The sequence below is a fragment of the Klebsiella sp. 141161 genome (assembly GCF_050600815.1).
Lineage (GTDB): Bacteria > Pseudomonadota > Gammaproteobacteria > Enterobacterales > Enterobacteriaceae > Klebsiella > Klebsiella aerogenes.
In genome coordinates, this window is sequence record NZ_JAQIRN010000009.1 from 24,541 (window position 1) to 39,824 (window position 15,284).

9 protein-coding genes and 1 pseudogene are annotated in these 15,284 nt (G+C 55.5%); 7 read left to right on the forward strand and 3 right to left on the reverse strand.

The window, feature by feature from the left end; all coding sequences use genetic code 11:
- Positions 1–22: 22 nt before the first annotated feature.
- The 7 genes and pseudogenes from cmoM to PGR79_RS20450 all read left to right on the forward strand — a co-directional run bounded on the left by cmoM (position 23) and on the right by PGR79_RS20450 (position 10,725).
- Positions 23–827 (forward strand): annotated as a pseudogene (gene cmoM, locus PGR79_RS20420) (tRNA uridine 5-oxyacetic acid(34) methyltransferase CmoM).
- Entirely contained in the window at positions 824–2,146 is a 1,323-nt protein-coding gene (gene mukF, locus PGR79_RS20425; RefSeq protein WP_087858143.1) for a chromosome partition protein MukF, read from the forward strand. The pseudogene cmoM and the gene mukF overlap by 4 nt, the downstream one beginning before the upstream one ends.
- Positions 2,127–2,831: a chromosome partition protein MukE gene (gene mukE / locus PGR79_RS20430; protein ID WP_015367459.1), complete on the forward strand. Its 705-nt coding sequence runs from the start codon at positions 2,127–2,129 to the stop codon at positions 2,829–2,831. Before mukF ends, mukE begins: the two co-directional genes overlap by 20 nt.
- Entirely contained in the window at positions 2,831–7,279 is a 4,449-nt protein-coding gene (mukB, locus tag PGR79_RS20435; RefSeq protein ID WP_430919438.1) for a chromosome partition protein MukB, read from the forward strand. The genes mukE and mukB overlap by 1 nt, the downstream gene beginning before the upstream one ends.
- Positions 7,280–7,463: 184 nt before the next feature.
- Positions 7,464–9,260 carry a L,D-transpeptidase gene (gene ldtD / locus PGR79_RS20440; protein ID WP_430922415.1) on the forward strand — a complete coding sequence of 599 codons (1,797 nt, stop codon included), beginning with the start codon at positions 7,464–7,466 and terminating at the stop codon, positions 9,258–9,260.
- A gap of 252 nt (positions 9,261–9,512) precedes the next feature.
- A complete protein-coding gene (locus PGR79_RS20445) occupies positions 9,513–10,064 on the forward strand; it encodes a YcbK family protein (RefSeq protein WP_015367456.1) in 552 nt (183 codons plus the stop codon).
- A gap of 13 nt (positions 10,065–10,077) precedes the next feature.
- Positions 10,078–10,725, forward strand: a complete 648-nt coding sequence (locus tag PGR79_RS20450; protein ID WP_015367455.1) for an MBL fold metallo-hydrolase — start codon at positions 10,078–10,080, stop codon at positions 10,723–10,725.
- Between the two features lie 67 nt (positions 10,726–10,792).
- Here PGR79_RS20450 and PGR79_RS20455 read toward each other — a convergent pair whose 3' ends face one another.
- The 3 genes from PGR79_RS20455 to asnS form a co-directional block, all read right to left on the reverse strand.
- Positions 10,793–11,983 carry an amino acid aminotransferase gene (locus PGR79_RS20455; RefSeq protein ID WP_045395708.1) on the reverse strand — a complete coding sequence of 397 codons (1,191 nt, stop codon included), beginning with the start codon at positions 11,981–11,983 and terminating at the stop codon, positions 10,793–10,795.
- Positions 11,984–12,169: 186 nt separating this feature from the next.
- A complete protein-coding gene (gene ompK35, locus PGR79_RS20460; RefSeq protein ID WP_063447558.1) occupies positions 12,170–13,249 on the reverse strand; it encodes a porin OmpK35 in 1,080 nt (359 codons plus the stop codon).
- A 592-nt stretch (positions 13,250–13,841) separates the two neighbouring features.
- Entirely contained in the window at positions 13,842–15,242 is a 1,401-nt protein-coding gene (asnS, locus tag PGR79_RS20465) for an asparagine--tRNA ligase (protein ID WP_047045619.1), read from the reverse strand.
- Positions 15,243–15,284 lie beyond the last annotated feature (42 nt).

Genomic DNA, 15,284 nt, shown 5'->3' on the forward strand with positions numbered 1-15,284 from the left:
GTGTTGGCTTGTGGAGTCGTCCGTGCAGGATCGCAATTTTGATGACATCGCTGAAAAGTTTTCGCGCAATATTTATGGCACCACCAAGGGCCAACTGCGCCAGGCGATCCTTTGGCAGGATCTGGAACCGCTGCTAACGCAGATGGGGCCAGGGCCGTTGCGGGTGCTTGATGCCGGCGGCGGCGAAGGGCAAACGGCGATCCGCGTCGCGGAATTAGGCCACCACGTCACGCTATGCGATCTTTCCGCCGAAATGGTGGCTCGCGCTCAGCAGGCGGCCCGCGATAAAGGTGTGATCGACAACATGCATTTTGTACAATGCGCGGCGCAGGATATTGCTCAGCATTTGGAAAGCCCCGTCGATCTGATACTGTTTCATGCGGTGCTTGAGTGGGTCGCGGAACCGCAGGAAATGTTGCGCACGCTGTGGTCGGTATTGCGCCCGGGCGGCGCGCTGTCGTTAATGTTCTACAATGCTAACGGCCTGCTGATGCACAATATGGTCGCCGGAAACTTCGACTACGTGCAAATTGGCATGCCGAAAAAGAAAAAACGCACGCTATCGCCGGATTATCCGCGCGATCCGCAGCAGGTTTACGGTTGGCTGGAAGATCTCGGTTGGCAGATAACCGGTAAAACCGGCGTGCGGGTGTTTCATGATTATCTGCGTGAGAAACGTAAACAGCATGACAGCTTTGCGGCGCTGCTGGAGCTGGAAACGCGCTACTGTCGCCAGGAGCCGTATATCAGCCTGGGCCGCTATATTCATGTCACCGCGCTTAAGAAAGATCCAGGCGCACAGCCGCAGATGCAAGGATAAACTATGAGTGAATTTTCCCAGACAGTCCCCGAACTGGTTGCCTGGGCCAGGAAAAATGATTTTTCCATCTCGCTGCCGGTCGACAGACTCTCTTTTCTGCTGGCTGTCGCCACGCTGAACGGCGAGCGGCTGGAAGGGGAAATGACCGAGGGAGAACTGGTGGACGCGTTCCGCCACGTTAGTGATGCGTTTGAGCAGACCAGCGAAACCATCAGCCAGCGCGCCAATAACGCCATCAACGATATGGTGCGCCAGCGTCTGCTGAACCGCTTTACCAGCGAAATAACGGAAGGGAATGCGATCTACCGCCTGACGCCTTTAGGTATCGGCATTACCGACTACTACATTCGCCAGCGCGAATTTTCTACCCTGCGTTTGTCGATGCAGCTGTCGATTGTGGCCGGCGAACTGAAGCGGGCGGCAGATTCCGCGGATGAGGGCGGCGATGAATTCCACTGGCATCGCAACGTTTTTGCGCCGCTGAAATATTCGGTGGCGGAAATCTTCGATAGTATCGATCTGACTCAACGCATCATGGATGAGCAGCAGCAGCAGGTGAAAGATGATATCGCCCAGTTGCTGAACAAAGACTGGCGCGCGGCGATTTCCAGCTGTGAACTGCTGTTGTCCGAAACCTCCGGCACCCTGCGCGAATTGCAGGATACTCTGGATGCGGCGGGCGACAAGCTGCAGGCCAACCTGCTGCGTATCCAGGACGCCACCATCGCGCGCGACGATCTGCATTTTGTCGACCGTCTGGTGTTCGACCTGCAAAGCAAGCTCGACCGTATCGTCAGCTGGGGCCAACAGGCTATCGACCTGTGGATCGGTTACGATCGTCACGTACATAAATTTATCCGTACCGCCATCGATATGGATAAAAACCGCGTTTTCGCCCAGCGTTTGCGTCAGTCGGTGCAGACCTACTTCGATGCTCCGTGGGCACTGACCTACGCTAGCGCCGACCGTTTGCTGGATATGCGCGATGAAGAGATGGCGCTGCGCGATGAAGAAGTCACCGGCGAGCTGCCGGCAGACCTCGAATTCGAAGAGTTCAACGAAATTCGCGAGCAGCTGGCCGCGCTGATTGAAGCGCAGCTGGTGGTTTACAAAGAGAAGGGTATGCCGCTGGATCTCGGCCTGGTGGCGCGAGAGTTCCTGGCGCAGTATCCGCGCGCGCGTCACTTTGACGTCGCGCGAATCGTCGTTGACCAGGCGGTACAGCTGGGCGTCGCCCAGGCAGATTTCACCGGACTGCCGGCAAAATGGCAGCCGATTAATGATTACGGAGCCAAGGTACAGGCGCATGTCATTGACAAATATTGAACAAGTGATGCCAGCTAAGCTGGCGCAGGCGTTGGCCAATCCGTTATTTCCGGCGCTGGATAGCGCCCTGCGCGCAGGCCGTCACATTGGCCTCGATGAGCTGGATAATCACGCATTTTTGATGGATTTTCAGGATTACCTGGAAGAGTTTTACGCTCGCTACAACGTTGAGCTGATCCGCGCGCCGGAGGGGTTCTTCTACCTGCGCCCGCGCTCCACGACCTTGATCCCGCGCTCGGTATTGTCAGAGCTGGATATGATGGTCGGCAAAATTCTTTGCTACCTCTATCTCAGCCCCGAACGTCTGGCTAATGAAGGCATCTTCACCCAGCAGGAGCTCTACGATGAGCTGCTGACGCTGGCGGACGAAAGTAAATTACTGAAGCTGGTGAACAACCGTTCCACCGGTTCCGACCTCGACCGCCAGAAGCTGCAGGAAAAAATGCGCGCGTCCCTCAACCGCCTGCGCCGCCTCGGCATGGTGTGGTTTATGGGCCACGACAGCAGTAAATTCCGCATCACCGAATCGGTGTTCCGCTTTGGCGCTGACGTGCGCGTTGGCGACGATCCGCGCGAAGCGCAGCTGCGCATGATCCGCGACGGCGAAGCGATGGCGCTGGAGAATCACCTGCAGCTCAATGATGAGAATGAAGAGAATCAGCCGGATAGCGGGGAGGAAGAATAATGATTGAACGCGGTAAGTTTCGCTCGCTGACGCTGGTTAACTGGAACGGTTTTTTTGCCCGGACCTTCGATCTTGATGAGCTGGTAACCACCCTTTCCGGGGGCAACGGTGCCGGTAAATCCACGACCATGGCGGCTTTCGTCACGGCGCTGATCCCGGATTTAACCCTGCTGCACTTCCGTAACACCACCGAAGCGGGCGCCACCAGCGGTTCGCGCGATAAGGGCCTGCACGGTAAACTGCGCGCTGGGGTCTGTTACTCGGTGCTCGATGTGATCAACTCACGCCACCAGCGCGTGGTCGTCGGGGTACGTCTGCAGCAGGTTGCCGGGCGCGATCGTAAAGTCGATATTAAGCCATTTGCCATCCAGGGATTGCCAACTTCGATCCAGCCGACCCAACTGTTGACCGAAACGCTCAACGAGCGCCAGGCGCGCGTCGTGAGCCTCAACGAGCTGAAAGACAAGCTCGACGCCATGGAAGGGGTGCAGTTCAAACAGTTTAACTCGATTACCGAATATCACTCGCTGATGTTTGATTTGGGCGTAGTGGCGCGTCGTCTGCGCTCTGCATCCGATCGTAGCAAATACTACCGCCTGATTGAGGCCTCGCTGTACGGCGGGATCTCCAGCACCATTACCCGCTCCCTGCGCGATTACCTGCTGCCGGAAAACAGCGGCGTACGTAAGGCGTTCCAGGATATGGAAGCGGCTCTGCGTGAAAACCGTATGACCCTGGAAGCGATTCGCGTTACTCAGTCCGATCGCGATCTGTTTAAGCACCTTATCAGCGAAGCCACCAACTACGTGGCGGCGGACTACATGCGCCACGCCAACGAGCGGCGAATCCATCTGGATAAAGCGCTGGAGTACCGTCGCGAGCTCTTTACCTCGCGTTCGCAGCTGGCGGCAGAGCAGTACAAACATGTCGATATGGCGCGCGAGCTGCAGGAACACAACGGCGCAGAAGGCGATCTGGAAGCTGATTATCAGGCCGCCAGCGATCACCTGAACCTGGTACAAACCGCGCTGCGTCAGCAGGAAAAAATCGAGCGCTACGAGGCGGATCTCGACGAACTGCAGATTCGTCTGGAAGAGCAAAATGAAGTGGTGGCGGAAGCCGCCGACCAGCAGGAAGAAAACGAAGCCCGCGCCGAGGCCGCCGAACTGGAAGTGGATGAGCTGAAAAGCCAGCTCGCCGATTACCAGCAGGCGCTCGACGTGCAGCAGACTCGCGCCATTCAGTACAATCAGGCGCTACAGGCGCTGGAACGCGCGCGTGCGCTGTGTCACCTGCCGGATTTAACCGCCGATAGCGCCGACGAATGGCTGGAAACTTTCCAGGCGAAAGAGCTGGAAGCGACGGAAAAAATGCTGTCGCTGGAACAGAAAATGAGCGTGGCGCAAACCGCGCACAGCCAGTTTGAACAAGCGTATCAGCTGGTTGCGGCGATCAACGGTCCGCTGGCGCGTAATGAAGCCTGGGATGTGGCGCGTGAATTATTACGCGACGGCGTCAACCAGCGCCACCTGGCGGAGCAGGCTCATGGGCTGCGTAGCCGTCTCAACGAGCTGGAACAGCGTCTGCGTGAACAACAAGACGCCGAGCGCCAGCTGGCCGAGTTTTGTAAGCGCCAGGGCAAACGCTACGATATCGACGATTTGGAAACGCTGCATCAGGAGCTGGAAGCGCGTATCGCTTCGTTAGCCGATAGCGTTTCTAACGCTCAGGAACAGCGCATGGCTCTGCGTCAGGAGCTGGAACAGCTGCAGTCGCGTACCCAGACGCTGATGCGCCGGGCGCCGATTTGGCTGGCGGCGCAAAACAGCCTCAACCAGCTGTGCGAGCAGAGCGGCGAGCAGTTTGAATCAAGCCAGGATGTCACCGAGTACCTGCAGCAACTGCTGGAGCGCGAGCGCGAAGCAATTGTTGAGCGTGATGAAGTCGGCGCCCGCAAGCGCGCCATCGACGAAGAAATCGAGCGTCTCAGCCAGCCGGGCGGTTCTGAAGACCCGCGTCTGAACGCGCTGGCAGAGCGCTTTGGCGGCGTGCTGTTGTCGGAAATCTACGACGACGTTAGCCTCGAAGATGCCCCGTACTTCTCCGCGCTTTATGGCCCATCGCGCCATGCGATCGTGGTTCCGGATCTGTCACAGGTGGCGGAGCAGCTCGAAGGGCTGGAAGATTGCCCGGAAGACCTGTATCTGATCGAAGGCGATCCGCAGTCCTTCGATGACAGCGTTTTCAGCGTCGATGAGCTGGAAAAAGCGGTGGTAGTGAAAATTGCCGACCGCCAGTGGCGCTATTCGCGCTTCCCGACGCTGCCGCTGTTTGGCCGCGCCGCCCGTGAAAACCGCATCGAAACGCTGCACGCCGAGCGCGAAAGCCTCTCCGAGCGTTTTGCTACGCTGTCGTTTGACGTGCAGAAAACGCAGCGCCTGCATCAGGCCTTCAGCCGCTTCATCGGTAGCCATCTGGCGGTTGCCTTTGATGACGACCCGGAAGAAGAGATCCGCAAACTCAACAGCCGCCGCGGCGAACTCGAGCGCGCGCTGAATGCGCATGAAAGCGATAACCAACAGAACCGCGTCCAGTACGAGCAGGCGAAAGAGGGTGTGTCGGCGCTTAACCGCCTGCTGCCGCGCCTGAATCTGCTGGCCGATGAGACGCTGGCCGATCGCGTTGATGAAATCCAGGAGCGTCTGGACGAAGCGCAGGAAGCGGCGCGCTTTATCCAGCAGTATGGCAATCAGCTGGCGAAACTGGAACCGATCGTCTCGGTACTGCAGAGCGACCCGGAGCAGTTCGAGCAGCTGAAAGAAGATTACGCCTATTCGCAGCAAATCCAGCGCGATGCGCGCCAGCAGGCTTTCGCGCTGGCGGAAGTCGTGCAGCGCCGCGCCCACTTCAGCTATTCTGACTCGGCGGAGATGCTCAGCGGCAATAGCGATCTCAACGAGAAGCTGCGCCAGCGCCTGCAACAAGCAGAATCCGAGCGTAGCCGCGCTCGCGAAGCAATGCGTAGCCACGTTGCGCAGTTGAACCAGTACAACCAGGTGCTGGCGTCGCTGAAAAGCTCGTATGACACCAAGAAAGAGCTGCTCAACGATCTGTATAAAGAGCTGCAGGATATCGGCGTGCGCGCCGATGCCGGCGCGGAAGAGCGTGCGCGTGCGCGTCGTGATGAACTGCATATGCAGCTGAGCAACAACCGCTCCCGCCGTAATCAGCTGGAGAAAGCGTTGACCTTCTGCGAAGCGGAGATGGACAACCTGACCCGCAAACTGCGCAAGCTGGAGCGCGATTACTGCGAAATGCGCGAGCAGGTGGTGAGCGCTAAAGCGGGCTGGTGCGCGGTGATGCGTCTGGTGAAAGACAACGGCGTGGAACGTCGTCTGCACCGCCGCGAGCTGGCCTATCTCTCCGCCGACGAACTGCGTTCGATGTCGGATAAGGCGCTGGGCGCTCTGCGTCTGGCGGTCGCTGATAACGAGCACCTGCGCGACGTCCTGCGTATTTCGGAAGATCCGAAACGTCCGGAGCGCAAAATTCAGTTCTTCGTTGCGGTTTATCAGCATCTGCGCGAGCGTATCCGCCAGGATATTATTCGCACCGATGATCCGGTAGAAGCGATCGAGCAGATGGAAATCGAGCTCAGTCGTCTGACCGAAGAGCTGACCAACCGCGAGCAGAAGCTGGCGATCAGCTCACGCAGCGTGGCGAATATCATTCGCAAGACCATTCAGCGTGAGCAGAACCGTATTCGCATGCTCAACCAGGGGCTGCAGAGCGTATCGTTTGGTCAGGTCAACAGCGTGCGTCTGAACGTCAACGTGCGTGAAACCCACTCGACGCTGCTTGATGTCCTCTCCGAACAGCATGAGCAGCATCAGGATCTGTTTAACAGTAATCGCCTGACCTTCTCGGAAGCGCTAGCGAAACTGTATCAGCGCCTGAATCCGCAGATTGATATGGGGCAACGTACGCCGCAAACCATCGGCGAGGAGCTGCTCGACTACCGCAACTATCTGGAGATGGAAGTGGAAGTTAACCGTGGTTCCGACGGCTGGCTGCGCGCGGAGTCCGGCGCGCTGTCAACCGGTGAAGCGATCGGTACCGGGATGTCGATTCTGGTGATGGTGGTGCAGAGCTGGGAAGATGAATCCCGTCGTCTGCGCGGTAAGGATATCTCGCCTTGCCGTCTGCTGTTCCTCGATGAAGCAGCGCGTCTTGATGCCCGCTCTATCGCTACGCTGTTCGAACTGTGTGAACGTCTGGAGATGCAGCTGATTATCGCGGCCCCGGAAAATATCAGCCCGGAAAAAGGCACCACCTATAAACTGGTGCGTAAAGTGTTCAATAATCACGAACACGTACACGTTGTCGGCCTGCGCGGTTTTGCCGCGCCGGTACCGGAAGCGCTGCCTGGAACCGCTGACGCCTCCTGAAAGGGCGTCGATTAATAGGAAAAAGGGTGACAATTTGTCGCCCTTTTTGTTTTTCTGTACAGTACGCTAACAGGGTATAGCCTTTAAACTTCTTTACATTTGGTAAGGCAAAAGCGTTTTCGCCTTTATATACTGAGAATAAGCCCCATTAGGCGGGCAGCAATGTGTTAACAGGGGGCAAGGGATGTTGCTAAAGAAACGGTATGGTCGACAATTGTCGGTGCTCAGCTTGAGCCTGGCTTTTGCATTTGCTCCACTGTTCAATGTCCAGGCCGCAGAGCCTGAAGTTATACCCACCGACAGCTCTGCGACGGTGGGCGATCTTTCGTCGGCATTAGTCCAAAGCGACGGGCAGTCTGTTGCGGTCGCGCAAATGGCTGGCGAGCAGCCGCTGGCGGCGGAGGCCGTGGCGAAAAGCCGCGCTGAAATCGAGGCCATGCTGCCGTCGGGTTATCATCCGGTTTATATCAACCCGCTGGTGGCGCTGTACGCCGCCCGCGACATGAAACCCATGTGGGAGAACCGCGATGCGGTACAGGCCTTCCAGCAGCAGCTGGCAGAGGTCGCTATCGCCGGCTTCCAGCCGCAGTTCACCACATGGGTAAGCTTACTCACGGACCCGTCCATCAGCGGCATGGCTCGCGATGTTGTACTCTCCGACGCCATGATGGGATATCTGCATTTTATTAGCGGTATTCCGATGCAGGGGAACCGTTGGCTGTATGGCTCAACGCCGTACAAAATGGCGACGCCGCCGCTGTCGGTGATTAACCAGTGGCAGCTGGCGCTGGATAACGGTTCGCTACCGCAGTTTATTGCCGGACTGGCGCCACAACATTCACAATATGAAGCAATGCATCAGGCGCTGCTGACGCTGGTGGCCGATAACCGTCCGTGGCCGCAGCTGACCAGTAATGCCTCGCTGCGTCCGGGCGAGTGGAGCAACGATATTGGCGCGCTGCGTGAAATTCTGCAGCGTACCGGCATGCTGGATGATTCGGCGAAAATCGCCCTACCGGGCGATGTGGTAAGCCCATCGGCGAAACCGAAATCGAAAGCAAAACCTGCCGCGCGCGGCGTTTACGATCGCCAACTGGTAGAAGGCGTGAAGCGCTTTCAGGCCTGGCAAGGGCTGGGCGCTGATGGCGTCATCGGCCAGTCCACCCGCGACTGGCTGAACGTTTCTTCGGCGCAGCGTGCCGGCGTACTGGCGCTGAATATCCAGCGTCTGCGTTTGTTACCGAGTAAATTGTCCACCGGCATCATGGTCAATATTCCGGCGTTCTCGCTGGTCTATTACCAGGACGGCAGTCAGGTGCTGGCATCGAGAGTCATTGTCGGTCGTCCGGATCGTAAAACGCCGATGATGAGCAGCGCGTTGAACAACGTGGTAGTCAACCCGCCGTGGAACGTGCCGCCGACGCTGGCGCGCAAAGATATTCTGCCGAAGGTGCGCAACAATCCAGGCTATCTGGAACAGCATGGTTATACGTTGATGCGCGGCTGGAACAGCAAAGAAGCTATCGATCCGTATGGCGTCGATTGGTCTACCATCACCGAGAAGAATCTACCGTTCCGTTTCCAGCAGGCGCCGGGCGCGCGCAACTCGCTGGGACGTTATAAGTTCAATATGCCAAGCTCGGATGCTATTTATCTCCACGATACGCCGAACCACAATCTGTTCCAGAAAGATGTTCGCGCGTTGAGCTCGGGCTGCGTTCGCGTCAATAAAGCATCTGAACTGGCGAATATGCTATTGCAGGATGCTGGCTGGAATGATTCACGCATTTCTGACGCGCTGAAGCAGGGGGATACGCGCTACGTCAATATTCGGCAAAATATTCCGGTTAATTTATATTATTTGACCGCCTTTGTTGGCGCTGATGGACGTACACAATATCGAACAGATATTTACAATTACGATCTCACCGCGCGATCCAGCGCACAAATTCTGCCAAAAGCGGAACAATTAATCAGGTAAATGAAGTAGTTCTGCGAAAAATGTTGTCCTAGCACTGAACGAAATCGGGCCATGGTCGTCTACAAGGCCCGTATTTCCTGGGGTGAGGCTGCCTTGACGTTGGCAATAATGCCCGGTAAGGTGCCTTTCGTGCGCCAGAAGTGCATATACATATAATCCGCAAAAATGTATTGCGGCGGTCAATACGACCCAGCCAAAAATGTTTTAGCGGAAAAGTATATTACGATTCATTTACCTGTAGACCTGATTATCATGGACAAATTTGACGCTAATCGCCGCAGATTGCTGGCGTTGGGTGGCGCTGCCCTCGGTGCTGCCGCCATTCTCCCTGCGCCGGCATTTGCCACCCTCTCGACCCCCCGACCGCGTATTTTGACGCTGAATAACCTGCACACCGGTGAATCACTCAAGGCGGAGTTTTTCGATGGTAGAGGCTATATTCAGGATGAATTAGCAAGACTTAACCACTTTTTCCGTGATTTCCGCGCGAACAAAATTAAGTCTATTGACCCAGGATTGTTCGATCAGCTTTACCGCCTGCAGGGACTACTCGGCACCAACAAGCCTGTCCAGCTCATCTCCGGTTATCGCTCCGTCGATACCAACGATGAACTTCGCGCACGAAGCCGTGGTGTAGCGAAACACAGCTATCACACCAAAGGCCAGGCGATGGATTTCCACATTGAAGGCGTTGCCTTAAGCAATATTCGCAAAGCGGCGTTATCTATGCGCTCAGGTGGTGTAGGATACTACCCACGTAGCAACTTTGTGCATATTGATACCGGTCCGGTACGGCACTGGTAACGAAAGGAGCATCATGAACTATCGTATTATTCCGGTCACGGCGTTCGCCCAAAACTGTTCTTTAATTTGGTGTGAACAAACCCGGCTTGCCGCTCTGGTCGATCCTGGCGGCGATGCCGAGCGCATCAAGGAAGAAGTGGCGGCGGCAGGCGTCAGCCTGATGCAGATCCTGTTGACGCATGGTCACCTGGATCACGTCGGCGCGGCAGCCGAACTGGCGCAACATTACGGTGTGCCAATTATTGGACCGGAAAAAGAAGATGAGTTCTGGCTGGAAGGATTGCCGGCGCAAAGCCGCATGTTCGGGCTGGATGAGTGTCAGCCGTTGCAACCGGACCGCTGGCTGAATGAAGGCGATGTGGTGACCGTCGGCAATATCGCTTTGCAGGTATTGCACTGTCCTGGCCATACGCCGGGGCACGTGGTTTTCTTTGACGATGCCTCTCGTCTGCTGATTTCCGGCGATGTGATTTTCAAAGGCGGAGTAGGGCGCAGCGACTTCCCGCGCGGCGACCATGGACAACTGATTGATGCGATTAAACGTAAACTGCTGCCGTTGGGCGACGACGTGACGTTTATCCCCGGTCATGGCCCGTTATCGACGCTGGGATATGAGCGCCTGCATAATCCGTTCCTGCAGGATGAAATGCCGGTCTGGTAATGCCTGACCTCAAGGAAGTAAAAAAGGCCGCGTTTGCGGCCTTTTTCTTATGCGTCAGGGCTGAGAATTACAGCACCGCGACGATGGCTTCGCACAGCGGCGCCATATTATCAGGCGTCATGCCGGCAACGTTGATACGCCCGGACGCGACCGCATAAATAGCGAACTCTTCACGCAGACGCAGTACCTGCTCTTTGGTCAGGCCGCTAAACGAGAACATCCCATTCTGTTTGGTGATGAAGGTAAAGTCGCGGCTGGCGCCTTTTTCCTGCAGAGTATTCACAAACAGTAAGCGCATGCGCTGAATACGCTGGCGCATATCGGTGAGTTCTTGTTCCCAGATGGCGCGCAGCGCGTCGTTGCTGAGAATCGTCGCCACCACCGAGGCGCCGTGCGCCGGCGGGTTTGAGTAGTTGGCGCGGATAACCGCTTTCATCTGGCTGAACGCGCGATCGACGGTGTCCTGATCGGCGGCAACCAGCGTACAGGCGCCAACGCGCTCGTTATACAGGCCGAAGTTTTTCGAGTAAGAGCTGGCGACCAGTAGCTCTTTATGCAGCGCGGCAAACGCACGCAGGCCTTCAGCGTCTTCTTCCAGACCGCGGGCGAAGCCCTGGTAGGCGAAGTCAAACAGCGGCAGCCAGCCTTTTTCGGCGGACATTTGCGCCAGCTGCTGCCACTGCTCCAGCGTCGGATCGATACCGGTTGGGTTGTGGCAGCAGCCGTGGAACAGCACAACGTCGCCCGCCTGCGCTTCGTTCAGGCTGGCCAGCAGACCGTCGAAATCAAGCTGGTGGTTAGCGGCATCGTAGTAAGCGTATTCACGCACTTCCAGCCCGGCTGCGCCGAAAACGCTTTTATGGTTCGGCCAGCTTGGGTTGCTTACCCATACCCGTTTAACGTCGGTGTTTTTGGCAAGGAAATCAGCCGCTACGCGCAGGCCGCCGGTGCCGCCTGGGGTTTGGGCGGTACGGGCGCGCTTATCGCTGATAATTGCGCTTCCTTTACCGAACAGCAGCTCCTGAGTGCAGCGACCAAACTCCGGAATACCATCAATACCGAGGTAGTTTTTGGTGGTTTCATTTTCCAGCAGATATTGCTCGGCTTTTTTTACGCTGGTCAGAACAGGTGTTTTACCTGTCTCATCTTTGTAAACACCAATTCCGAGGTTAATTTTGCCAGGGCGGTCATCGGCACGAAACAGATCGGCCAGGCCCAGAATAGGGTCGGCAGGGGCGGCTGTAATGTTCTCAAACATGACGAGGTTCCATTGTGATTACTGAGGGAAATCCGCTATCAGGGTAACGGTAGATTTACAAATTGCCAACCGTTTGCGACAAAAAGCGAGAAGGTTTTTGCAAGTTACGATCTTCGTCTTAGTAACGCAGAAAAGCAGGACCGAAGTCCTGCTTTTTAGGCATATCACGAAGGGGTGTACTACAGATTAGAACTGGTAAACGATACCAACCGCAGCCTGGTCGTCGGTGGCGACGCCAGCTTCACGGGTATAGGAATTGTCGTCCAGCTGGTTGAACTTGTACGCCGCGTACACGTTCATGTTTTTGTTGAAGTAGTACCAGGTACCCAGTTCAATGTATTTAACCAGGTCAGCATCGCCGCCGCCGAAGCCGCCGCGAGCCTGCAGGTTTTTACCTTTTGTCTGCACGTAGCCGAGGGACGGACGCAGACCGAAATCGAACTGATACTGAACCACGGCTTCGAAGTTCTGAGTTTTGCCCGCGAAGTAGTTATCTTCTTCCGGCGTCATGTTGTAAGTCTGGGAGTACATGACAGCGGCGTAGATGTTGTTAGCATCGTACTTAGCAGAGGTTGCCCATGCTTCAGCTTTGTTACCGTTACCGTCACGCTTCTGGTCGGCGCTGCGGTTGGAGTTAGCATAACCTGCGGACAGCGCGATACCGTTATCAAACGCGTAGGTTGCCGCGGTGCTGAAACCGTCGCCATTCTGTTTACGAATAACGCGGTCGTGATCGTTTTTGCCCTGATACTGAAGCGCGAAGCTCAGGCCGTCCACCAGACCGAAGAAGTCTGAGTTACGGTAGGTGGCCACGCCGTTGGTACGGCCGGTCATGTAGTTATCAGTGTAGTTCCAGCCGTCGCCGCCCCACTCAACCAGCATATCGGTTGCGGATTCGACGTCGTAGATGGCGCCGTAGTTACGGCCGTAATCGAATGAACCATATTCGCCCGCTTTCAGACCGGCGAAGGCCAGACGGGTTTTGGTGGTCTGGGAACCTTCAACGTTGGACGCATCCATGTTGTATTCCCACTGGCCGTAACCGATCAACTGGTCGTTGATCTGGGTTTCGCCTTTCAGGCCGATACGGGCATAGGTGGTGTCGTCGCTGCTGGTGTCACCATTGGTGGTCCAGACATGTTCGCCAACCATTTTTCCGTAGAAATCCAGTTTGTTACCATTTTTGTTATAGATTTCCGCAGCGTTGGCCGCACCGGCTACCAGCAGGGCAGGGATCACCACTGCCAGAATATTGCGCTTCATCATTATTTATTACCCTCATTAATATTTTTTATATGACACTTGCCACCGCCAGCAATAAATTCCGTCAATGAAAATTTACAGAACTATTGAAGATAGTTTGGTGTCTGAAGGCATCTTTCCATCGGTGGTGCCGTTTCGCTAGCCGGAAAATGCTACCAATATCGTAAATTGGTTACAAAAAGAAAAAACATGTAACTAAATATGTATTTTTAGGAACTTTGTGAACTCAATCAAAATTCCGTTCCACTTTGCGAAGATTGTCACCTTCTCATATATATCTATATGAATTAGTTATGAATATTTTCGATAAAGCCAGATTTGATTATTTTTTGACTCAATTACGTCCCATTTTCGCTCAGGCGCTATTTTTGCATAACGTGCGCAGAATGATTAAAAAATAGCCAATTCAATCAGCGTATTCACTTGTGTCTTAACATAAGGTGCGAAATCTACGTACTAAGGGTAAGGAAATAGTGAGTAACATAATTACGAAATGTGAAGGTTGATGTTTAAGTTTGTTGAAATTCGTTCACGAAAATTGACATAAAAAAAGGTCGGCTTGCGCCGACCTTGTCAGTGTTTTTACGAAACGCGATTAGAATGTGGCGTTACGTGGCGTACGTGGGAAAGGAATCACGTCGCGAACGTTCTGTACGCCGGTTACGTAGGCGATAAGACGCTCGAAGCCCAGACCGAAGCCGGAATGCGGTACGGTGCCGTAACGGCGCAGATCACGATACCACCAGTAGTCTTCTTTATTCAGACCCATTTCGGCCATACGCGCGTCCAGAACATCCAGACGCTCTTCACGCTGGGAGCCGCCGATGATTTCGCCGATGCCCGGCGCCAGAACGTCCATTGCGGCGACGGTTTTACCGTCTTCGTTAAGGCGCATGTAGAACGCCTTAATGTCTTTCGGATAGTTTTTCACGACCACCGGCGCTTTGAAGTGCTCTTCGGCCAGATACCGCTCATGCTCGGAGGAGAGATCCACGCCCCAGTACACCGGGTTTTCAAACTGCTTGCCGCAGTTTTCCAGGATAGTGACGGCGTCGGTGTAATCAACCTGGGCGAAATCAGCAGAGACAAAACGCTGCAGGCGGTCGATGGCGTCCTTATCTACGCGCTCGGCAAAGAACTTCATGTCATCCGCACGCTCTTCCAGTACCGCCTTGAAGACGTACTTCAGCATGGCTTCCGCCAGACCGGCAACATCGTTGAGGCTCGCGAAGGCAACTTCTGGCTCCAGCATCCAGAACTCCGCCAGGTGGCGGCTGGTGTTGGAGTTCTCGGCGCGGAAGGTTGGGCCGAAAGTATAAATTTTGGACAGTGCGCAGGCATAGGTCTCACCGTTCAACTGACCGGAAACGGTCAGGAACGACTCTTTACCGAAGAAGTCTTTATCGAAATCGACTTTACCCTGGTCGTTACGCGGCAGGTTTTCCAGATCCAGCGTTGATACGCGGAACATTTCACCGGCGCCTTCGGTATCGGAAGCGGTGATAAGCGGGGTGGATACCCAGAAGAAACCCTGTTCGTCGAAGAAACGGTGCAGCGCCTGCGCCAGGGTGTGACGTACGCGCGCTACCGCGCCAATCAGGTTGGTGCGCGGACGCAGGTGCGCCACTTCACGCAGATACTCGATGCTGTGGCGTTTCGCCGCCATCGGGTAAGTGTCCGGATCTTCAACCCAGCCGGTGACTTCCACGCTGGAGGCCTGGATTTCAAAGCTCTGGCCCTGACCCTGGGAGGCCACGACTTTGCCGGTGACGATAACCGAGCAGCCGGTGGTCAGGCGTAATACTTCCTGATTGTAATTGGGCAGAGAATTATTAATAACGGCCTGTACAGGATCAAAGCAGGAACCGTCATAGACGGCGAGGAAAGAAAAGCCAGCTTTAGAATCTCGGCGGGTACGCACCCATCCGCGCACGGTGACTTCGCTGTCAACGGCAACGCGGCCCTGGAGTACGTCGGCTACAGGCACAACGCTCATAATAGTCTCTCTTTGTAGTCCAATAAAAAATTCTGTTTCCCC

Bases quoted from the DNA above. Each gene is read 5' to 3' on its own strand.
- mukF (WP_087858143.1), top strand. From the start codon at position 824: ATGAGTGAATTTTCCCAGACAGTCCCCGAACTGGTTGCCTGGGCCAGG.
- mukE (WP_015367459.1), top strand. From the start codon at position 2,127: ATGTCATTGACAAATATTGAACAAGTGATGCCAGCTAAGCTGGCGCAG.
- mukB (WP_430919438.1), top strand. From the start codon at position 2,831: ATGATTGAACGCGGTAAGTTTCGCTCGCTGACGCTGGTTAACTGGAAC.
- ldtD (WP_430922415.1), top strand. From the start codon at position 7,464: ATGTTGCTAAAGAAACGGTATGGTCGACAATTGTCGGTGCTCAGCTTG.
- PGR79_RS20445 (WP_015367456.1), top strand. From the start codon at position 9,513: ATGGACAAATTTGACGCTAATCGCCGCAGATTGCTGGCGTTGGGTGGC.
- PGR79_RS20450 (WP_015367455.1), top strand. From the start codon at position 10,078: ATGAACTATCGTATTATTCCGGTCACGGCGTTCGCCCAAAACTGTTCT.
- PGR79_RS20455 (WP_045395708.1), bottom strand. From the start codon at position 11,983: ATGTTTGAGAACATTACAGCCGCCCCTGCCGACCCTATTCTGGGCCTG.
- ompK35 (WP_063447558.1), bottom strand. From the start codon at position 13,249: ATGATGAAGCGCAATATTCTGGCAGTGGTGATCCCTGCCCTGCTGGTA.
- asnS (WP_047045619.1), bottom strand. From the start codon at position 15,242: ATGAGCGTTGTGCCTGTAGCCGACGTACTCCAGGGCCGCGTTGCCGTT.